The 21,620-nt window shown below is 39.9% G+C and carries 16 protein-coding genes; 7 read left to right on the forward strand and 9 right to left on the reverse strand.

Translation table 11 applies throughout. From position 1 onward, the window contains the following. Window positions 1-18: 18 nt before the first annotated feature. Window positions 19-1,476 (reverse strand): APC family permease, encoded by a 1,458-nt coding sequence (locus H6G69_RS15325; RefSeq protein WP_190688426.1) that lies wholly within the window; start codon window positions 1,474-1,476, stop codon window positions 19-21. 621 nt (window positions 1,477-2,097) lie between these two features. Here H6G69_RS15325 and H6G69_RS15330 point away from each other — a divergent pair. Further along, entirely contained in the window at window positions 2,098-2,751 is a 654-nt protein-coding gene (locus H6G69_RS15330; RefSeq protein WP_190688429.1) for a hypothetical protein, read from the forward strand. 239 nt (window positions 2,752-2,990) lie between these two features. Here H6G69_RS15330 and H6G69_RS15335 read toward each other — a convergent pair whose 3' ends face one another. After that, a complete protein-coding gene (locus H6G69_RS15335) occupies window positions 2,991-3,299 on the reverse strand; it encodes an RNA-binding protein (RefSeq protein WP_190688432.1) in 309 nt (102 codons plus the stop codon). Window positions 3,300-3,722: 423 nt separating this feature from the next. On the opposite strand from H6G69_RS15335, the gene H6G69_RS15340 reads away from it, so the two are divergent. Then, a complete protein-coding gene (locus H6G69_RS15340; RefSeq protein ID WP_190688435.1) occupies window positions 3,723-4,844 on the forward strand; it encodes a tetratricopeptide repeat protein in 1,122 nt (373 codons plus the stop codon). 216 nt (window positions 4,845-5,060) lie between these two features. Here H6G69_RS15340 and H6G69_RS15345 read toward each other — a convergent pair whose 3' ends face one another. The 3 genes from H6G69_RS15345 to H6G69_RS15355 all read right to left on the reverse strand — a co-directional run bounded on the left by H6G69_RS15345 (window position 5,061) and on the right by H6G69_RS15355 (window position 9,307). Then, window positions 5,061-6,623: a 4-hydroxyphenylacetate 3-hydroxylase N-terminal domain-containing protein gene (locus H6G69_RS15345; RefSeq protein WP_190688439.1), complete on the reverse strand. Its 1,563-nt coding sequence runs from the start codon at window positions 6,621-6,623 to the stop codon at window positions 5,061-5,063. A 568-nt stretch (window positions 6,624-7,191) separates the two neighbouring features. Continuing rightward, the gene (locus H6G69_RS15350; protein WP_190688443.1) at window positions 7,192-8,379 is read right to left on the reverse strand and encodes a GNAT family N-acetyltransferase; all 1,188 of its coding nucleotides are present in this window, start codon (window positions 8,377-8,379) and stop codon (window positions 7,192-7,194) included. Between the two features lie 241 nt (window positions 8,380-8,620). Further along, window positions 8,621-9,307 (reverse strand): RibD family protein, encoded by a 687-nt coding sequence (locus H6G69_RS15355; protein WP_190688445.1) that lies wholly within the window; start codon window positions 9,305-9,307, stop codon window positions 8,621-8,623. A 293-nt stretch (window positions 9,308-9,600) separates the two neighbouring features. Here H6G69_RS15355 and H6G69_RS15360 point away from each other — a divergent pair, with 293 nt between their 5' ends. The 5 genes from H6G69_RS15360 to H6G69_RS34385 all read left to right on the forward strand — a co-directional run bounded on the left by H6G69_RS15360 (window position 9,601) and on the right by H6G69_RS34385 (window position 17,908). After that, window positions 9,601-11,613, forward strand: coding sequence for a sensor histidine kinase (locus H6G69_RS15360; protein ID WP_190688448.1), 2,013 nt, complete (start codon window positions 9,601-9,603; stop codon window positions 11,611-11,613). Window positions 11,614-12,154: 541 nt separating this feature from the next. Beyond that, complete coding sequence (locus H6G69_RS15365; RefSeq protein WP_190688451.1) at window positions 12,155-15,154, forward strand: peptidase domain-containing ABC transporter; 3,000 nt, start codon at window positions 12,155-12,157, stop codon at window positions 15,152-15,154. A 54-nt stretch (window positions 15,155-15,208) separates the two neighbouring features. Then, window positions 15,209-16,789, forward strand: a complete 1,581-nt coding sequence (locus tag H6G69_RS15370; RefSeq protein WP_190688455.1) for an HlyD family efflux transporter periplasmic adaptor subunit — start codon at window positions 15,209-15,211, stop codon at window positions 16,787-16,789. A 99-nt stretch (window positions 16,790-16,888) separates the two neighbouring features. Beyond that, window positions 16,889-17,386, forward strand: a complete 498-nt coding sequence (locus tag H6G69_RS15375) for a DUF427 domain-containing protein (protein ID WP_190688457.1) — start codon at window positions 16,889-16,891, stop codon at window positions 17,384-17,386. Between the two features lie 393 nt (window positions 17,387-17,779). Next, window positions 17,780-17,908, forward strand: a complete 129-nt coding sequence (locus H6G69_RS34385) for a hypothetical protein (RefSeq protein ID WP_277883395.1) — start codon at window positions 17,780-17,782, stop codon at window positions 17,906-17,908. Here the strand turns inward: H6G69_RS34385 and H6G69_RS15380 are convergent, their stop codons facing one another. The 4 genes from H6G69_RS15380 to H6G69_RS15395 all read right to left on the reverse strand — a co-directional run bounded on the left by H6G69_RS15380 (window position 17,909) and on the right by H6G69_RS15395 (window position 21,489). Beyond that, complete coding sequence (locus H6G69_RS15380; RefSeq protein ID WP_190688471.1) at window positions 17,909-18,898, reverse strand: metal ABC transporter solute-binding protein, Zn/Mn family; 990 nt, start codon at window positions 18,896-18,898, stop codon at window positions 17,909-17,911. A 298-nt stretch (window positions 18,899-19,196) separates the two neighbouring features. Next, window positions 19,197-20,228, reverse strand: a complete 1,032-nt coding sequence (locus H6G69_RS15385; RefSeq protein ID WP_190688474.1) for a WD40 repeat domain-containing protein — start codon at window positions 20,226-20,228, stop codon at window positions 19,197-19,199. Window positions 20,229-20,308: 80 nt separating this feature from the next. After that, window positions 20,309-20,527: a hypothetical protein gene (locus H6G69_RS15390; RefSeq protein ID WP_190688477.1), complete on the reverse strand. Its 219-nt coding sequence runs from the start codon at window positions 20,525-20,527 to the stop codon at window positions 20,309-20,311. Next, window positions 20,515-21,489, reverse strand: a complete 975-nt coding sequence (locus H6G69_RS15395; RefSeq protein WP_190688480.1) for a GTP-binding protein — start codon at window positions 21,487-21,489, stop codon at window positions 20,515-20,517. Before H6G69_RS15395 ends, H6G69_RS15390 begins: the two co-directional genes overlap by 13 nt. Window positions 21,490-21,620: the final 131 nt, after the last annotated feature.

Genomic DNA, 21,620 nt, shown 5'->3' on the forward strand with positions numbered 1-21,620 from the left:
TTATGGGAAATATCAAACTTAAGGAATCTTTCGACTGTCGCTATATCTAGCGTGGATATCTTCAATGGCTTGGCGCATACCCACTACTAACTGTGGAGAACGTCTTCGTTTGACAATAAACCAGCTACTAGTAGCAACTATGTACATCAAAAAGAGATAAGGAAAAGCATCATAAGGGGCTTCTGGAACTGGAAATAAACTGCTACCGGGAATTCCCACACTACCTAAAACCGGAATCATCATAAATCCCACACCGAGAATAGAAAAACCAATATCTCGCGGACGCAATTTTTTAATTTTGTATAGATAAACAGGGGCAGCAATAGAAATGAGAATATATACAGTTAAAAAACCATAGCTACAAATAGCCCCCAAATAGCCCATACATTCAAATAATTTGATTTGAAAAACAGACATGACAGCAGGCACTAAAAATGTAATCAGCGAACACATTGTGACTGCTACATAAGGTGTCTTATTCGATGAGTGAGCAGTACCTAAAGAGGCATGAAATAAGCCATGACGCGCCATTAAAAAAAAGACTCTAGCAGCAGGATTAATGCTGCCTAAAATGCAAGCAAAAAAGCTAAACAAAGCTCCCAAACCAACCATTTCACCCAACAAACCTACTCCTGCTTGCCGGGATAACAAACCTAGAGGTTCTTCTGTGTTGGTGATAGATACGCCAGTTTCCCTAAAACCCAACACCTCTATGTAGGTTGTAGAAATATAAAATATCCCTGCTAAAATTACACTGCCCATCACAGATTTTGGAATAGTTCGCAGGGGATTTTTGGCTTCATCACCTAATGATGTGGCACTTTCAAAACCAGAGAATGCAAACATCACCAACACTAGTCCCGTTGCCACACTACCTGGAGTTGTACCACTCAGGGTTAATTGAGAAATATCTAAAGCAAAACCTTTATGCGCCCAAATAATTACACACAAAACACTAATCAATAAAATTGATATACCTTCCATCCACAGCATTGCCACAGCAGAAAGTTGGATGTCTTTATAAGCTGCATACCAAGAAATTCCGGCTCCGATCGCAAGTAGTGTAATACTTGATGGATGAATACCTAAATGGCCAATTAAAACACCACTAAAGTTGGCAAAACCACACAGAACTGACATCCCAGTTAATAAATAAGCTAGCACCAAACTCCAGCCACAAACTACGCCTGCTGTTGGGCCTAAACCTTTACTAATGTATGAATAAAGTGAACCAGGAGATGCAGAACGACTAGCAAATTGATTGATATTAATACTGACAAATAATAGCCCGATTAAACCAATTAAAAAACTGAGCCAAGTGCCATTACCAGAAAGTGCAACAATTAAACCAATGTTAGAGGCGGGGATAGTTGTTGGTGCAATCACCGCAAAAGATTGAGCTAAAACTTCTGTAAAGGAAAGACAATTAGGCTTTAAGCCATGAAGACTATCATGGGAAGATATTTCCTGTTTCATCGTGCAAGTATTAATGTATTAAATGGCGCGTATAGCGATGATTTTATGAGGAATTGCTAGTCAATTTTTAATCAATATTCTTAAAAAGCATTGCCTCACTTTTACTTACAGATATCGACATCTATATCACTAGTAGTGTCTATCCTTAGTAGTATTTCTCAAGATGGATTTAATACTACCTTATGTATTTTTAACAATCAAGTGTTCTCAAAAATTTTATTTTAATGATTTTTTAATATTAAAAATACATAAAATACGTCGAGTTAACGGTAATTATTTATTGTAGACTTGATGTTAATTACTCTAGTAGATTAAGTTATCAAAAATACCCGATAATGCTCTAGGATTTAGTGCCATTATCACCAATTAAGTTATGGAAAGATGACAAGGCTGATAATTGGAAAATCAAAGTATAAAAAATACTTCAAATAGGCGAGTATAAAAAATCGAAATAATCATATGTATTAAGCTGTTGTGCAAATTTAAAGTCCAAAATAAGCCAGATTAACTAAGAATAAGAGAGTAATATTAGGAAATTTTTAGTATTGATACTCGTTATAATATTGACAACACTATTGAGATAGTCATAAGCTGCAATGTTGGAAAAATTAGGATGCAGATATGAAAAGATTTAAATACTTTTTGATGGCGGTTGTCTTATTGGCAAATCTTGTATTTGTTCAACCTGCTTTAGCCGATAGACCAAAAGTTAGCAAAAACCCTGATTATATCAGCCTAACCAAAGAATTAGCGCAATTTCGCTCTGCCAAAGAATCACAAACACAATTAGAAGGTTATACCCCAGAACAAATTGACCAAACAATCAATGAACTAGAATTACAAAAATACGCCTTTGAATCAGGAATTGATTGGGGTCAATGCACTAATCAGACAGGAAAGACTATCGCTATCTATGGGCCAGAACCAGGCCTAGATGATGATGAATACTCAAAAGGGGCTGCACTTTATTTCTTAGGTGATGGCGAAACCACCCAAGATAGATGGAACTGCAAAGGCATTTATTTGCCCGCAGATGTCAATGCTGTTGCTTTCAACCCAGAACGCCCAGGTCAAGAATTTATCGGTGATGTTGTCGTCAAGGTTCCCAACGGGACAAACTTACTTCTCAAGAAGAATCCTGATAATGGCGCAATTGAATTTAATCAAGTTGGGGCTAAAATACTCAAAGCCAGTGATGTCAACTGGTATATTCCTAAAGTTTCCCAAGCAATTGTTGATGCTCATGTAGCTACTGCACCTACTAAAAAAGCTTAATTCATAGGTGATATAAATATAGGACTTACGCACAAAGATTATCTGTGGAGATTGGGTGTAAGGGTGAAAGGGTATGGGGTGTAAGGATTTTGAATCAGTACACACCCCTGAACCCCTAAACCCTCGCTAAAACCCTTGATTTTTCGTTTTCATGTGTAAGTTCTAGAATAAAAAAAGCTCAAGGTGTTATCCTTGAGCTTCTTCTAAATTAAATAGCTGAAACTAATGAATGACAAAATTTAGTAGCGGTTGCGGTAGCCGCTGTTGCTACGATTACCACCGAAAGAACCACGGTTGTCTCTATTTTCTCTGGGCTTGGCTTTGTTAACTTTGAGGTCACGTCCCATCCATTCAGCACCATCAAGTGCATCAATAGCTGCTGTTTCTTCAGCGTCGGAACCCATCTCTACGAAAGCAAAACCGCGTAAACGTCCTGTTTCACGGTCAGTAGGAATTTGAATGCGTTTTACAGAACCGTATTCTGCAAAAACACTGTTTAGAGCGTCTTGTGTAACTTCGTAAGAGAGATTACCTACGTAAATTGACATAAATTTGTTGATCCGAAATCGCCAGTTTGCAGAGATTTAGATTTCGGGAAGAAGTCTGTAAATACCAAAAGGAAATGCCTATCAATACTAAAAACAAACGATATCGCCGAATTTAATTCTCACATCTAATCTTGACACAGAATGTCACGTTTGGGAAGAAATATAGAAGAATTTTCATAAAAAAATACATATACACATATCTTGCACGACTGCGATTGAAGTCGCGGCTACACAGACAAAACTCCTCTGGGTGAAGTTTCTGCGTCACTAACGTCAGTTGCCTGTGCTGATTACATTCATTCTCAACAGACAACCTTTGTGCCTGAGTTTTGAATTATTGTTATGTGGTGTTGTATTTAATTTTAACTGTTGTAGTGGGTACTCTGTCTTATAGGATCTCACTACAAACACAGGCTGCAATTTATGTATAAACAGCATCAAAGTCGTCAGTGGTATTGCTGCTTTTCTGGCGTGGCGTTTCACCGAGTGATCAATTGGCGAAAGTCGCATCTGAGAATTATCTCAGCGGCCTCGGCGTTTTTGGTGTTGGCTGCACCAACATTTATCGATTTACCAGGAAGTAAATTACTGGCTGAGAATGTGATTTCTCAAGATTTGGATGCAGCGATTTTTTATCAGCAAGGAGTGACACGCTATAACCGCACAGACTTAGAAGGTGCGGAATCAGCCTTTCGCCAAGCATTAGAACACGACCCTAATATTGGGATGGCGCGGAATTACTTAGGGAATATTTTATTAAGGCAAAATCGCTTAGATGCAGCTGTTCAAGAATTTGGCGAAGCGATTAGAATAAATCCTAATCAAAGTGAGGTTTATTACAACTTAGGATTAGCGTTACAACGCAAAGGACAAAAAGAAGCTGCGATTACTGCTTATCGCCAAGCTTTAGTTATAGATCCGAAAATGGCAGTAGCTCAGTATAACTTGGGTGTAGCGTTGCAAGAATTAGGACAAGCACAAGAAGCGATCGCAGCTTATCAACAAGCCGCACATCTCGATAGCAGTAATGCTAGTGCCTATTTTAACTTAGCGATCGCCCTTCAAGAACAAGGACAAGCCGAACAAGCGATCGCCGCTTATCGCCAAGTTATCCAGCTAGATCCAAAAAATACCGTAGCCTACAATAACATGGCAGGTTTGATGGTAGTTCAAGGTCAAACAGCCGAGGCTATCACAGCTTATCGCCAAGCGATTCGCCAAAATCCCAAAGATGCCGCAGCTTACTATAATTTGGGCGTAACTTTATATAATCAGGGCGACCTGAAAAAAGCCAATGATGCCTTAAAACGCGCGCGCAATCATTATCAACAACAAGGTAACACCGAACAAACAGCCAAAGCTGAACAACTTATGCAGCAAATTGTCCAGCAAATCGCCCAACAAAAATTACAGCAACAAATTCAAGTCGGCAAAACCCCCGCACCTGCTGAAAATCCGACAACACCAGCATCACCCGCAACTTCTCAAGAAACCCCAGCTAAACCAGCAGATGTACCAGTTTCTTTTGAAAAACCGACTAAATAAATTAACCTTTCACGGGATTTGGCAACCCTCTTTACCTATGAGGCAAGAGGCTTAAAGGACTTACGGATAAAAAAATATCCTAAATTTTCTTGTGGCGTGGGTATCTTGCCCTTTGTCAGGTACGGGTGAGGACACCCATCCCACAAGAGGAATCATTTATTTCTGGGAAATCCCTAACTTACAGGTATAGGGACACAAACCGGGAACATTACCCGATTATTTTCCACCAAAATTGTTCATAAAGGAACTGAAATCATCGGTGTTGACAAGATCCGGTGCCGTCCAGCCATCGAGGTCATACTCATTGAGACATTGGTCAGCAAATGCCTTAAATTGATCCGCCTGACCGTATTCTTGGGCGCAGATAAAGTTCATTAGCCGAATCATTTCGTGGTTGCCACCATAGTTATGCTCATAGAGTTCGTGCCGTCCAGCGAACTCAGTACCGATCGCATCCCACAGCAATTTCATCACTTTAACCCGCTCGACAGCATCCGTCCCATTAGAGCCGCGCAGATAGCGATCTAGGTATTGACGGACTTCCGGTACTTTGAAATCGTCGGCATGAGAAGGTACATAGATCAGACCACTAGCAACCACGTTCTCAATTATTTCTCTGATTTTGGTATAAGCTGAAGGCGACAGTGCCAAATAAGAAAACCCAGCTTCTTGATTGGGTATGACTGTTCCATTCGGAAGTGTAATAGGTGCGCGCGCCATCGTCTCGGTCAGCGACCAGAAAAGATTGCGCCACGCCAGAATCTCGCCTACCTGGACTTGAACGTTGTAATGCTTGAGAGAACCTGTGATTTCCAGCGCCTTCAACAGCACCCCGCAGATAAAGTCGAGTTTCACCGCCAAGCGAATGCAGCCATGAAACCTATAGTCTGCTCGCAATTCTTTTTGGGTAAATTTTTCGGTTTCGCCATAGATCAATACGTTTTCCCAAGGAATGAGCGTTTTGTCGCACACCAGAATCGCGTCGTTTTCATCCAAGCGGCTAGAGAGCGGATAATCAAAGGGGCTGCCAATTGCTTGCGCCATTGTTTGGTAGGAGGGACGACACAACAGTTTCACTCCAGGCGCATTCATCGGCAATATACAAACTAGTAATTTTTCTTTGTTCTCCTGCGTGGGAATCCGGTGATAAATTAAGGTGCAATGGGTCACTGCCGCGTTAGTAGCTACGGTCTTTGCCCCGCTAACAATTAACCCCGCATCTGTTTCCTTTTCAATTGTGATGCGGACATCGTTTCCTGTTTCTGCCAATTGCAGGTGGCGATCTACTGGTGGATCAACAACTGCGTGGTTCAGATATAAAACCCGGTCTTGTCCTTGTTGATACCAACGCCGGGCATTTTCGCTGTAAGGAGCATAGTGATCAGGATTAGCTCCGAGTGTCAATAAAAAAGAAGCCTTGTAGTCAGGAGTACGCCCCATCCAACCGTATGTCATGCGCGCCCATTCGGCGATCGCATCCCTGGCTGCTACTAAATCTTCGCTGCTCTTGGGAACCCGGAAGGCAGGGTGAGTAAAGGTTCCTGAGTTAGTGTCAGTCTTGCAAGTCAAAATGGATTTTTTTTCAGGATTGTGAAGCGCATCGTATAACCGAGCAATCATCCGCGCCGTGTTGCCAAAAGCCGGATGAGTCAGGACGCTTTTTACCCGCTTTCCATAAATCCAAATTTCTCGTTCGTCCTCCAAACTACTTAGATATTCGGCTCCGGTAAAAGGAAGAACGGAACTTTTGATTTTAGTCTCTATTGTTGTAGGCGACATAGTTTCTCTTATTATGTAATTGTTAATTACTGGATTAGTTCTTCAAAGTTGGCCAACCGTCGGCATACACCAAATTAGCTTTCCTAAATGGAGCATCTTCCAGTTCGGCATTGCTTGTTAATTTCCCACGCGCCTTAATGCTCAAATCAAAAATATTATTAAGCTCTGCTACTAGTACTCTAGACAGTAACGCTTGCAGTGTTAATCAACAAAGTGCATTCACCCTTCGCGCCAAGTGTTTTCGATCAGGTGTTCTCGGTAAAGATAGACGCAAACAAATGGTAAAACGCGAGAAATACAAATGTTAATTTGTCTTGCCTAAATAGGGCAGAGTACTAGTAACAGTAATGAAGGATGTGAGATATCACGAATATATGTGATAGGCATTTTGATCACACAAATCGCATTTTTTCAGTTTTGTAACAGAAGTTCAAGGACAGTTAAGACAGTTAAGAAAATTAAGTAAGTTTTTAATAAAATTTATCGTCAACTGCCTGTGTCAACAGGGGCAATGTGAATTAAAATGCCGTTACATAACTTCATCTGGTTTAAAGCGGATTTCGTCTGATCATTGATCGTGGACTTTCTGACTAAAAGGTATTTCCGCATTAATAGCTGCAATTTCCTGCTGTTCTAGTTGATTTACTTCTTTAATATAAGGAAGCAAAATTTGGACTAAACGGTGGTTGTAAAAACGATGCAGACTGTAATTAGGTTTAGCCGGAAAACCACGCCGTTTTTTATGCCTGCCGCCTGCCCCAGGATCAAAAATTTGGATATCATTAGCGATCGCCCATTCAATTGGTGTGTAATAGCAAGCATCAAAATGGAGACAGTCTATTTCTTGAAAGCTGCCCCAATAACGCCCGTATAATCTATCACCTTTATAAAGACAAAAAGACATCCCGACCGGATGGCGTTGATCCTGTTCGCTATAGGCGGCGAAAAACACTACCCGATGGCGATAATCAGCGTGTAGTTGCTCAAAAAATTGCTTGGTCAGATACTTACTGCCCCACCAGCCAAACTTATCACAAGTATCGGCGTAAAACTGGTACATTAACGGAAATAAAGATTGGGGAATTTCATCACCAGTTAGCGGTTGCAATTTTAAGCCTACTTTTTCTACAGCTTTGCGTTCGCGCTTAATGTTGCGTCGCTGGTTGGCGTTAAAAACTGCTAAGTAATCATCAAAAGTCTCGAACCCTAGATTGTCCCAAATATAGCTGTGATGTAACCAAGGGCTAAAACCAAGACTTTCTAAAACGCTTTGCCACTGGGGATCAACATAGAGAAAGTGACATCCAGAAATTCGATATTTGGTACAGAAAGAATCAATTTCATGCACCATCATGGCAGTGATTTCTGTTTCATCTTCTCCTGGCGCAATTAAAAACCGATAACCTTCGGCTGGGGTAAATGGAGCCATCCCCAATAGCTTGGGATAATATTGTACGCCGATGCGATCGGCTAATTCTGCCCACTGGTGATCGAAGACAAATTCGCCATAACTGTGTCCTTTTAAATATAAAGGAGCCGCGGCAATTAAGTTTCTGTCTCGCCACAGTGTTAAGTGATTGGGCAACCAGCCTGTCTTATCTGTGGCACTATGAGAAGTTTCGAGATTGTTTAACCACTGCCACTCTAAAAACGGCGTTTTCAGAGGTATTGCTAAAGCATCCCACGCAGCTTGAGGCACTTCGGCGATTTTGTTAATCCAAGCAACAGAATAGCGAGGCTGAAGTTGTTCCACCATCTTTGAAGTATGAAGTGTGAAGTGTGAAGTATGAAGTGTGAAGTATGAAGTGTGAAGGAAAATACTTTATTTCAGGCTATTAGCTTTAGATCCAACTGCGATCGCTGACTAATGGTAAAAAAATCGAAAATATATTTCATTATTTTTGTCAATACGTAAGTTTGAGGAACAATCAATTTCATACTAGCCTGCGGCAAGCCGCTGCGCGTCTACATACTTCACACTTCATACTTTCCTTAGTTTAATGTCGTTGCACCTGATAGTGCAGAAAGACTTCTTGTTCGACGGTAGAAACTTCAAGCAGCTTGAGCCGAGGTGCTAAATCGGATAAAAATCCTGACCCTTCTACTGGTGTGGGTGCTGTAGCACCGCCTAAAATTAAAGGACAGACAGTTAGACAAAATTCATCTATTAAATCTAAGCTGATCATAGAAGCTACTAATTGACCACCGCCTAAGACGGCTAGGCGTGTTATATCTATAGATGCCAAGTGTCGCAAAGCAGCAACAGTATCAGTTTGTCCTGTTGGTGTTTCAAAAACGAGAATTTTATCAAATTCTGAGCGTCCTTGCCAAACACTTGCTCCTGCTGTTGTTGTCAACAACCAGCGTTTGATTGGTTGGGTGAAAAATTTGATTTCCGGATTAAGTTTGCCAGAATGTGTAACTACTATATGAACCGGCTGGGTGGGCTTACCGTCCTGGATTCGATGTTGCAGCAGTGTTGGATGTGATACGGTAAGTGTTGTACCGTAAGCGCGGAGAGTGCCAGCAGCTAATAAAACGGCATCAGAGGCAGCGATTTGTTTTTCTAGGTGTGCTTTATCTGCCCTTGAGCCAAATCGAGCAGGCGATCGCCTAAAATCTGCAATCTTGCCATCTGCGCTCATTGCCAAAACTACTGTGGTATAAGGACGATGTTGCGCCATTGGGTTGGTTTGATACTTTTATATGTTCCTTGCTAGTGTGTTGATTGTAAAAAATCTCGCCTGTGCAGGCTACTATTTACCCATTTCGTCACTGTATCTTTATGCCACCTCGGTCGCCGTCCTGTCTACCTCATCCAAGTTTTGGTATACCCGATTCCTTTTTTTGTCCTAATTGTTTGATACTGTTAGGGGTTGTTAACAAATTTCTCATAACATAACAAAATTTCTCATTTGGCTAAACTGATTGCATATTAGTTGCTGTTGTGGTTTGCAGATGTGAAGTGAGACACTAGATGGTCAAGCCCCGTCAATCGTCTTTTAGACGTATTTTAGTCACAAGGATTTTGCTGCTATTTGTCCCAGTGTTGTTGCTGGGAGAAGTTGTAGCTTTAAATAAGGCCCGCTCCAGTTTGCTGAAAACTGCACGTCAAAACCTCACAGAAAGCGCGGTATTAAAAGGAGAGAAAATTGCCAATTCGCTCGCTACTCTCAAAACTAGTGTGTTGGTTGCTAGTCAAACGGCTGTGTTGCGATCGGGTTCTCCTGAGGAAATGCAAGAATTTCTCAATCAACTAGCGCGCAAACTTCCAAACTACGTTGAGTGTTTACAATTAACTAATTTACAAGATGGCAACATCACAGCGAGTAGTTGTGGTGATCAAGCAATTGCCGAACCAAACTTAGTTTTTGCTGGTGAAGACGGGATTAACATCAAAACCATACTTCCTTCCAAAGCAGGCACAACAGGACAAAAAGCTACAGAAAATCAATTACAATTTGTTATATCTGCGCCTGTTTATAATCAAAATGGGCAATTAATCTATGCCTTAAGCATTCAGTCGTCATTATACAAGCAAACTTCCATTCAGCCAGGTTCGCTCACAGGTTCTACTTTAGTGGTGGCAGAAGACGGAACAATCTTGGCACACCCCTTAGCTGACAGGGTGGGAACTAATATTCAAGAAGATGTAGAACCAAATGCACTACAACAGATTATTAAAAAAGCGATCGCTGGGCAAGCTAATTCCATCAACTTATCTTTTCAACCAGGGCAAGAATTAGTTGCAGGTTACAGTGTAATTGCCAATCCCATTTCCGAAGAACCACAAAAATGGATTGTTTTAGCTATCACCAGTGTAGATAATGCGCTGTTTGGTTTAGAAGAAATCAAACTAATTTTGATTGTATTGACAGTTGGTTTAATTTGTGCAAGCCTAGTCGCCTCACTATACTTGGCTCCTTATTTAGCAACCCCGGTAGAAGAATTGCGCGATTATGTACTGAATATCCATAGTCATCATGCCGCCCAAACAGTACCACAGAACTTTAAAATTCGGGAATTTAACCAACTGGCACAAGCTATAGACCAGATGTTTGAACGCCTCAAAGCTTGGTCAGAAGAACTAGAACTCGCTTGGAAAGAAGCAAAAAGCGCCAACCAAATTAAAAGCCAGTTTTTGGCTACCACTTCTCACGAATTGCGTAACCCCTTGAATATCATCATCAACTGTGTGCGGTTAGTCAGAGATGATATGTGCGATAACCGCGAGGAAGAATTAGAATTTCTCAAACGTGCTGATGATACAGCCATTCACTTGCTAAATATTATTAACGACTTACTCGATATTTCTAAAATTGAAGCAGGTAAACTCTCAGTAGTCACAGTGCCAATGGATTTGCGACAAGCACTATTAGAAGTAATTAATTTACAATCGCTCAATGTGCAGCAAAAAGGTTTACAGTTAAAAGCAATGTTGGGTACTGAGCCAATTCCGGTGAAGGCCGATGCTGCTAAATTGCGACAAGTATTAATTAATATTATTGGCAACGCCACTAAGTTTACTGATGAAGGTAGCATCACAATCGCCACTACCCTGCATACAGAAAATGGCAAATCGCAAGCAACTGTTTCTATTACAGATACAGGTTTGGGTATTGAACCTGCTCAACAAAACAAGCTATTTCGTCCCTTTGTCAGAGTAGATGCAGGTACTACACGTAAGTTTGATGGCACTGGTTTAGGTCTAGCTATATCTCGCAATTTAATTGAACTGATGGGTGGTTCTATTACCCTAGAAAGTCCTGGGTTGTATCAAGGAACTACAGTCAAAATTACTTTGCCAATTCTCGAAAGTTCAGATAACAGCAACTCCAACGACAAAGATCATCCAGATGTGACAATAGTTACTGCTAATCCAGAAAAAAACACAGAGGTAGATTCCACTACTCACGATGGGGAGAATTTTCCTGGGTCGAGTGAAGATGAATATCAACTTCCCTTAGTGAAAAATATCTCGAAAAGTTAAAGCTAGGTTCCAGAATTGTAAAATCACTGTGTATTTTCTGATATTGCTGAATCAGAGAATAAATTTTGATGTATTGAAATTGTTAACTCCTGATTCTTTGTTTGTGATATAAATCATCCCGCAATTAGGTAACGCTAGTTTTTTCTAGCAACCTCTACAGATCCCCTTGTGCATCAGGCGAGGGATAGCAAACTGTGGTAGCTAATCACTAATTAACTTTAGCGAGTGTCACATATTATGTTACTTTTATTTCAAATAGAGCTGTTCTAAATGAGATCCACATAAATCTGTTCCCTCTTTTAACGAATAATTTTGTCAATTAAAGTGGATGGCTAGATCAATAGAGAAGTCTAATTCAGGTTTGTTACCACACTGTTTATTATCTCTCTAGATAATATTAATTGGGATGAAGTATTGAATAAAATTCAGGAAAAGCTTGGGCTTAATCAACTGATAACTTATACTCATTGCTTTTTTGTTATCTTAATTAAGGCCAATCTGCAAATAGTAGAAATCAAAAGCAACTAATTCAATTTTCAGCATGACATATATTAAAAGTGCCTTTCAAGAATTTATTGCTCACCTTGAGGGATTTGCTCAATTACCATCGCCCGTGTTAATTAATGTTGCCGAAAAACTAGAGGCTTGGCGTTATCGTATTGGTCAAAAAATTATCGGCAAAGAAGGCATACCCAATAAAATTATCTTTCTCTATGAAGGGCAAGTACGTTTATTAGGATACGAGCCGCAAACGCAATCAGTCACAACTTTAAATTTGTTGCGCCCAGGTGCAATTATTGGGGAAATTAGCTGTTTGCGTCAAGTAGCTTGTGAAATTGCGATCGCCTCTACAGAAGTGATATGTTTAGCGTTGAATATTGAAGAATATTTACACCTAATCGCTAATTACCCCGAATTTGCTAGAATTCGCCGCAATCACAGCAATATATGTGAAGTTTTTGATATTTTAGGTGTACAAGTAGCTAAACAAGCTAATGCTGTAGACAATTTTAAAGAAGTATCCGAAAACGCTTTGGCCAAAGCGAGCGTATATTATCTTTCCCCTGGCAAAACTCCAACTAGGCAACTAGATAGCGGCCGTATTTGGTTTGTGAGTGGTGGCACAATTAAAGATTTTGCACCGGGTTCGCGTTTAGAATTGAGTCATCAATCAATCGAAGTTTTGGGTGGAATTCCTGCACGTTTAATTGGTTTTGTCCCAGAAGATTTATCATTTTTAGATGGCTACATTCAAACACAAACAATTACAGCAGATAGTCAGATTCAACCATCTACTACAGATGAGTTAGATATTCCTTACGCACCGGAAGAAGCAACTCCCGAAGCCTATCCACAGCCAAATCAACCAACAAAATTAAAATACCCTTTGGTGCGTGGTAAGGGAGAATTAAACGCTACTTTTGCTTGTTTTCAAATGCTATCGCAGCATTTACAAGTTCCCTTACGTCGAGAAGTGGTACGTCGCCTATTAACTGAGCAAATCAAACGTCAAGGTAGTATATCTTTTCCTGCTTGTGCTTATGTTGCCGAGTTAATTGGTTTAAAAGCACAGTTAATCGATTTACCAGCTGCTACTTTAGCCCGTGTTCCCACCCCAGCACTAATTCGCTATCGTGACAGTTATGCTGTGTTATATGCAGCAGATACACATCAAGTTGTCCTAGGTGTACCGTCACAAGGTTTGGTGCGCTGTAAGCCAGGAGAACTACTGGCAAAATTAGAAATTGATGAAAACAATTATCCGCCACAAATACGATTATTACTGCTGAGTGCCACAAAAGAAACCCCCAAAGCCAGGTTTGGGATTAGTTGGTTTTGGCCTTATTTATCACGCTATCGTCGCGTATTGATTGAGGTATTTGTTGCTTCATTTTTTGTCCAATTAGCGGCACTCGCTAATCCTTTAGTGATTCAGTTAATTATTGACAAAGTAATCGTCCAAAATAGTATTAGCACCTTAAATGTTTTAGGAGTATTACTGTTAGTTGTTGGCTTGTTTGAAGCTGTAATTGGGACTTTGCGGACTTATTTATTTGTGGATACGACTAACCGCATTGATATGGGCTTAGGTTCGCAAATTATCGACCACTTACTGCGGCTACCACTGCGTTATTTTGAAAAGCGACCTGTAGGGGAATTATCCACCAGAATTAATGAGTTAGAAAACATCCGTCAATTTCTCACAGGTACGGCTCTAACGGTAGGTTTAGATGCTGTATTTTCAGTGCTTTATATTATTGTCATGCTTTTTTACAGTTGGCAATTAACTTTAGTAGGTTTAGGGACGATTCCCGTATTTATTTTGATTACCTTAATTGCTTCGCCAACAGTGAGTAAACAATTACGCACCAAAGCTGAACGCAATGCCGAAACTCAATCTTATTTAGTGGAGGTGATGTCAGGAATTCAAACTGTGAAAGCGCAAAATATCGAATTGCGATCGCGTTTTTCCTGGCAAGAGCGTTATGCTCGTTATGTTGGCGCAGGATTTAAAACTGTTGTCACTTCTACTTTGGCCAATTCTACTAGTAACTTTCTCAATAAACTTAGTAGTTTATTAGTTTTATGGGTGGGTTCTTATTTAGTTTTGCAAGGTGAACTGACATTAGGTGAATTAATTGCTTTTCGGATTATTTCTGGTTACGTCACCAGCCCAATTTTACGGTTAGCGCAACTGTGGCAAAGCTTCCAAGAAACAGCATTATCTTTAGAACGCTTGAGTGATATTGTTGATACACCAGAAGAAGGCGAAGTAGATAAGGATAATATTCCTTTACCAGCAATTAATGGCGCAGTCAAATTTGAAAATGTTTCCTTCCGCTTTGCTGCCAGTGGCCCTCTACAACTGACTAATATTAGTATTGAATTTAGTGCTGGTCAATTTGTCGGCATTGTCGGACAAAGTGGTTCAGGAAAAAGCACCATGATGAAATTATTGCTGAGACTTTATGATTTAGAGTCGGGCAGAATTTTAATTGATGGTTATGACATTGCCAAAGTCGAACTTTATTCTTTAAGAAGACAAATAGGTGTAGTACCGCAAGACACATTATTGTTTGACGGGACAGTACAAGAAAATATTGCTTTAACTAACCCCGAAGCCACCACCGAAGAAATTATTGAAGCCGCGCGAATTGCTTGCGCCCATGAGTTTATTATGGGTTTACCCAATGGTTACAATACCCGTGTCGGTGAACGAGGCGCAGCACTTTCTGGGGGACAAAGACAAAGAATTGCGATCGCCCGTTCTGTACTCCAACGACCAAAACTGCTAGTCTTAGATGAAGCTACCAGTGCTTTAGATTACCCCACAGAACGCCAAGTATGTTTAAACTTAGCCAAAACTTTCCAAGGTAGCACAGTATTTTTCATTACCCACCGTCTCAACACTGTCAGTCATGCAGACACTATTGTTGTTATGGATGCTAGCAGAATCATCGAACAAGGTAGCCATCAACAATTAATGGCGGCGAAGGGTCATTACTATTACTTGTATCAACAGCAAGAAGTGAATGTGTGATTGCTCAATCTCATATCCTTATGCCTTCTCACAATCAATCACGGGTAAACTACCATGACGCAAATTAATAATAATCGTTTAAATGGCAATAATGGCAACAGTAAATATTCAGAGAATATCACAGATGCACCTGTTGTAAAATCAGCAACTAAAATTTCTCAACAGCCTTTAATTCAACCAGAAAATCATAACTTTGAACAATCTGTTGTTTTACGCCAATCTCCATTTTGGTCACGCACAATTATGTTGACCTTAATTGCATTAGCTTGTTTTGGAGTGGTGTGGGCTTGTATTGCCAAAATCGAGCAAGTTGTACCCGCGACAGGTCAATTAAAACCCCAAGGAACAGTCAAAGATGTACAAGCTCCTGTCAATGGAGTAGTGAAAGATATATATGTCAAAGATGGACAAACTGTCAAAAAAGGACAAATATTACTAACTTTTGATCCGCTCACAACTGTAGCTGAATTAAATTCATTAACCAAAATCCGCAATAGTTTGGTTAGAGAAAATCAAATTTATCGTCGTTTGATGGGTTCAAGCTATGCGGTACTTTCAGAAGTAGAGTTTTTGCGGAGTAATTTACCTACAGATGCGGCGTTTTTGTTAAAAAGTCGAGCAGCATTAGTAAATGAAAATGAATTATTACGCAAAGAATTGAGGAATTCGACTACTGCTCAAGGCTTAGGCATAGATGAGCAACAACGCTTACAGGTGTCGAAATTAGAATTAGCCAGTCGTGCAAATGCGGCTCAGTTAGAAGTTGAAAAAATTAAAAAGCAACTCTCGCAAACGCAAGTAAAAATTATTGATACTAAATCTAGTTTAGGCATTCAGCAGCAGATTTTGGATAGACTAAAAACACTATCAGAAGTTGGGGGAATTTCGCAGTTACAGTATCTCAATCAGCAACAGGAAGTACAAACTCTCAAAGCAGAAATAGCCCAATTACAAGAAGAAGAACAACGCTTATTGTTTGATATCGAAAAAGGAAGACAACAATTGAAAAATACTGTTGCTGTTTCTGGTAAAGATGTTTTAGAAAAAATATCAGACAATAAGCAAAGGATTGCTGATATTGATAGTCAATTTATGAAGAATGTACTAGAAAATGAACAAAAAATCTCAGATATTAGTAGTAAAATTTCTCAAGCGCAACAAAATTTAAGATATCAAGAACTCCGCGCGCCTGTTAGCGGTACAGTTTTTGATTTACAAGCCAAAAATCAGGGTTTTGTGGCTAATACCACCCAAAAATTACTGCAAATTGTCCCTAACGAAAAATATATCGCTGAAGTCTTTATTACTAATAAAGATATAGGGTTTGTCAGAGAAGGTATGAAAGCAGATGTGAGAATTGATTCTTTTCCTTTTAGTGAATTTGGTGACATTAAAGGAGAATTAATCTCGGTTGGTTCTGATGCTTTACCACCAGATGAAACTCATAAATTTTATCGCTTCCCAGCCAGAATAGCTTTAGACAAACAATCACTAGAACTGAATGGTAAACAACTATCATTACAGTCCGGGATGTCAATCACCGCTAATATTAAGGTACGCGAAGAAAGAACAGTGATGAGTTTGTTTACTGAGTTGTTTACTAAGCAAATTGAAAGCTTGAAAGAAGTACGCTAAGTTTCTCGCGTTGAGTTTTGTTGCAGTGATCGCATTTACACCAAGCTGTGGCTTTACGGTACAGTAAAAGCGATCGCATATTTATTTTTACCTACTTGTATGGTTTTTCCTCAACGCATCGAACCAGCACCCGGACAAGAATCAGTATGGGATTATCCCCGTCCCCCCCGTCTAGAACTTGTTAACAAACATATACAGATAATTTTTAATGGTGTAACCATTGCAGACACCCACAACGCTAAACGTGTATTAGAAACTAGCCATCCGCCTTCTTACTATCTCCCCCCGGAAGATATCAAAATGGAATACTTGATATACGTACCACAATCTAGTTTTTGCGAGTGGAAAGGACGCGCAGGCTATTACACCATTCGTGTCGGCGATAAAGAAGCCCAAAACGCCGCTTGGTATTACCCCAGCCCAACATCAGCATTTGCATCTATTCAAGATCATGTGGCTTTTTATGCTCATTTAATGGATGCTTGTTATGTAGATGCTGAAAAAGTCCAACCACAACCAGGAAACTTCTACGGTGGTTGGGTTACTAGTGATATTGTTGGGCCATTTAAAGGCGGGCCTGGTACTTGGGGATGGTGAATTTTTGCGTGCTGAGTTGAAATAATTAAAACTACTTAAAACAACAACACCCAAACCTCTACTCACTTAGTGATTTCCTCAACTATATCCTTCATCTTAGGCTTTAACCGATATACATTCAACTATCAGTTATAACGCCTCAGTTTACCCAAAGGAGGAAATATTAGTGTTCGAGTTGGGTGTTGTAGTTTATGCGAGACAGATTGAAATTGAACAGCGTTTTTACCTCATAACTAACTTGAACATTGGCTGTTAATCTGCCAGGGAAGCTTTTCAACTTCAATTATTAATTTATCACAGCTAAATCAAGAGTATTAGCTTTGATACCAAAGTTTACTGTTAAGCTTTTAACACTTACATAATATGTGGATAAATATTAAGCAAACTGTCTAGATGTTAACGGCTGAAAACTTTTCGGGGTTGCGAAAGAAAGTTTCTACAAGGGTGAATTCGCTTGCAGGTAATTCTAAAGTTTTGTTATCCACTTTTACTTTAGGCGATCGCCAATCTAAAATTAGATAATTAATTACTAACTTGTGGTTGAAATATCAAATAAGTCCCACCTAAGCCTTCTACAATTGTGCGAGTATTAGCCTCCAACATTTTTTGATAAGTATCACCATCACTTTTCGGTTCCCCAAGTCCATCAGTATACAATCCTCTTTCGGATACTTTTACTTCTGCGGCTTGTGCTACCGATTGAATTAACTGGGAATTATTAGTCGTTTCCGTAAAAATTGTCGGAATTTCAGTTTTGCGAAGATTTTTAACTAAATTATTTAACTGGGTATTTGTCAGATTGTTTTCGCGGTTAACTCCAGCTACCACACCTAGCAAGGGAATGCTGTAAGCTTTGGCATAATAAGCTAGTGCATTATGAGAGGTGATTAATTTACGTTTTTCATTAGGAATAGTCGCAATTCTTGTTTTTATCCAGCTATCTAACTGAGTTAATTCGTTGTTAATTTGTTTTGTATTGTTTTTATAAATATCAGCATTATTAGGAACTAGCTGATTTAAATTTTTACTAATTATATCTACCATTGTGATACCATTTTTAGCATTATGCCAAACATGGGGATCTATAACTTTTTGCCTATTTTCAATAAATCTTTGTGGCTTAGGAACTGCCACCTGCGCGACAGCTATTTTAGGTGCATTATTGTTAGTTGATTTAATAATTTTAATCAAATTTGGTTCAAAATTATAGCCGTTATAAAAAATTAGATTAGCTTGCTCGATCGCTTGGCGGTCTGATGGTGTTGGTTCATAACTATAAGGATTTGTCCCTGGCGGTATCAAACAGCTAAGGTTAACGGTATTTTCCGCAACTTGTTTGATTAAATCACACAACACACTAGTTGTAGCGACAACATTAGGCAGAGTCTCATCAACTTTTGAAGTTTGCGTAAAAGTGTTACTAGCAGCTTGATTTGCACAACCAACAAATCCAAACACCAAAGCTACAAAAACAGCACGTAATGAAATATTCAATAGTAATTTATTTAACATAATTAAGTTTTAATAGCTTTACTGAAGCTAAAGAATATTCTTTGTTATTTAATAACAGTTAAATGTTAAATATTCAGGAATAACATCTCAAATCCGCCCAAACCCTTGTTTTGTCGTTTTCATGCGTAATTCCTATCATGAAAAAACTACGACAACATCTAAAGCTGTTGCCGCATTCTCCAAAATTGGTAGAAGCTATGACAATAATGATCTTTTGTTTACCTTGGCGTTTACCTCAGCGAGCCTTTGAGTTAATAAAAGGATAAAACAGGCGGGAAATGATTTCAAACTTCAGACTTTAATTTGACCACAGGAGTAATTCACCTTGTTCACCACCTGCGGCGAGAATCTTGCCTTGGGGATGCCAAGCTAAGGTAGAAAACCCGGCTCTCACGCCTGTGAGAATTTGGCAGACTTGCTGGGCTTCTTGCCACAAACACAACAAACCATCAGCACCAGCGGAAGCTAAAAGGAAACTTTGGGGTGCAAATGCGATCGCATTTATAACATCCATGTGATTAGTTAAAACTCGTGCTTCCCACCCTAATGAATCATCCTCTAACTTTTCCCAAACTACAATACCCTCCACACTAGAAGAGGCCAGTATCGGCGCACCTAGTTGGGTAGTAGCTTCTGACCAAGCTAATTGGCGAATCTTGCCAGGGAAGCCGCGCATCACCCAAGGGTCAGGGTTTCCCCATTCCAAGACAGTCACACTCCTATCCATATTGCCAGAAGCGAGGAATTGGCCATCAGGCGACCAAGCCATCGCTACACTAACAGTCGGCATACTGAGAAAGTATGGTTCTTCATCCCAGTTTTGATTGTGCCAAATCTTCACACCTTGATAACCGCTAATGGCTAAATACTGTCCATCCCTGCGCCAATCTATTCCCAAAACTGAGGAGTTATCAAAATTCAGCGTGACAACTACCTCGCGCCGTTCTGCGTCCCAAACTTGCACATAACGCCCCAAACTAAAAGCAAGTTGGTTGCTAGTAGGACTCCACGCTAATTTATCCACCCAAGCAGGACTATTTTCTAAAGTGGCAATGAGTTCGTTTTCTTGCCAAATTTTGACTCTACCATCCTGTCCACCAACGGCTAAAAATTTACCATCACTCGAAAATGCCACGCAATCTACTGATTGACTATTACCAGTTTGCAAGCTAATTAAATCGCCATCATTCCATAAAACAACGTCTCCGGCCGCAGATGTAGCAGCTAAAATTTTCCCTTGTGGCGACCAAGTTATGGCTGTGACATACTCTGAAAGCGTCTCGGAATAATATTGTTCAAAATCTTGGAATTTGCTAGTTGTCAAGTTCATAATCTGAAGTGTGAAGTATGAAGTATGAAGTGTGAAGTATGAAGTGTGAAGTGTGAAGTATGAAGTGTGAAGTATGAAATTTACTTCTTTTGCCTTCTGACTTGAAAGTGCTGAGTGCTGTTAGCGGTAGCGGGGCGTTTAGCCCGTGCTGAGTGCTGAGTAAAAATACCAGTCTCACTTTCATACTTGGTGATGAAACTTGTTTCATCAAGACTGCCTTCTGCCTTTTGCCTGTTGCCTTCTGCCTCCTGCCTTCTGCCTCTTGCCTTCTGCCTCCTGCCTTCAGTTACACTAAACAAGCTTGAAAATCTTGCTTTAACTTCGCTTCGTCTAAATTGCGACCAATAAAAACTAGTTCATTTTTCCGAGTTTCGGTTGGTTTCCAAGGTCTATCTGGTCTACCATCAAATATCATGTGTACCCCTTGAAAGACAAAGCGATTATCTTGTCCGGCAATATTTAAAATGCCTTTCATTCTAAAAATATCGGGGCCTTGGGTACGCAATAATTCACTCATCCAATTATGTAATTTGTCTCCATCTAGCGCACCTTCAGCTACTAAAGCCACAGAATAAACAGTTTCGTCATGTTCGTGGGCATCTTCGCCTAAAAAGTTGGGATCGATTTCTAAGGCGCGGTTGAGGTCAAAAGCTTGGACACCTAATAAGGCATCCATTGATAACTCTGAGTTGCGGGTGCGATAAATTTTAGCAATGGCATTCATTCCCCGAATCCGCTTTTCTAATTCTTCTAGTTCTACTGCTGTGACTAAATCTGTTTTATTAAGTAAAATAACATCGGCAAAGGCAATTTGTTCTTGGGCTTCATCTGCATCCCAGTGTTGCCAAATATGCTTGGCATCAACTACTGTCACCACTGCATCTAAAGCTAGTTGACTTTGCATATCTTCATCAACAAAGAATGTTTGAATTACAGGGGCAGGATCAGCTAAACCCGTAGTTTCAATTACTAAATGGTCAAACTTATCACGTCGCTTCATCAAATTACCGATGATGCGAATTAAATCACCGCGTACTGTACAACAAATACAGCCGTTATTCATTTCAAATATTTCTTCATCGGCATCAATCACTAATTGGTTATCAATGCCCACTTCCCCAAATTCGTTAACAATTACAGCAACTTTTTTACCGTGTTCGTAGGTGAGGATGTGGTTGAGGAGAGTTGTTTTACCAGCACCTAGATAGCCAGTCAAAACTGTCACAGGAACTGCGGAATCTGTCATTACATCGGCCACCATAGGATTCAAACCTCTTGTCTTACCTGGACGGATAATCATTATCACCCATGATAAGCGGTTTTATTTTTTTGTGTAGATTTGCGGATAATTCAGCCTGGGAAAATTCTACAACTATCTTGAGTCATAACTGA

Source organism: Nostoc sp. FACHB-110 (assembly GCF_014697425.1).
Taxonomy (GTDB): Bacteria; Cyanobacteriota; Cyanobacteriia; order Cyanobacteriales; family Nostocaceae; genus Nostoc_B.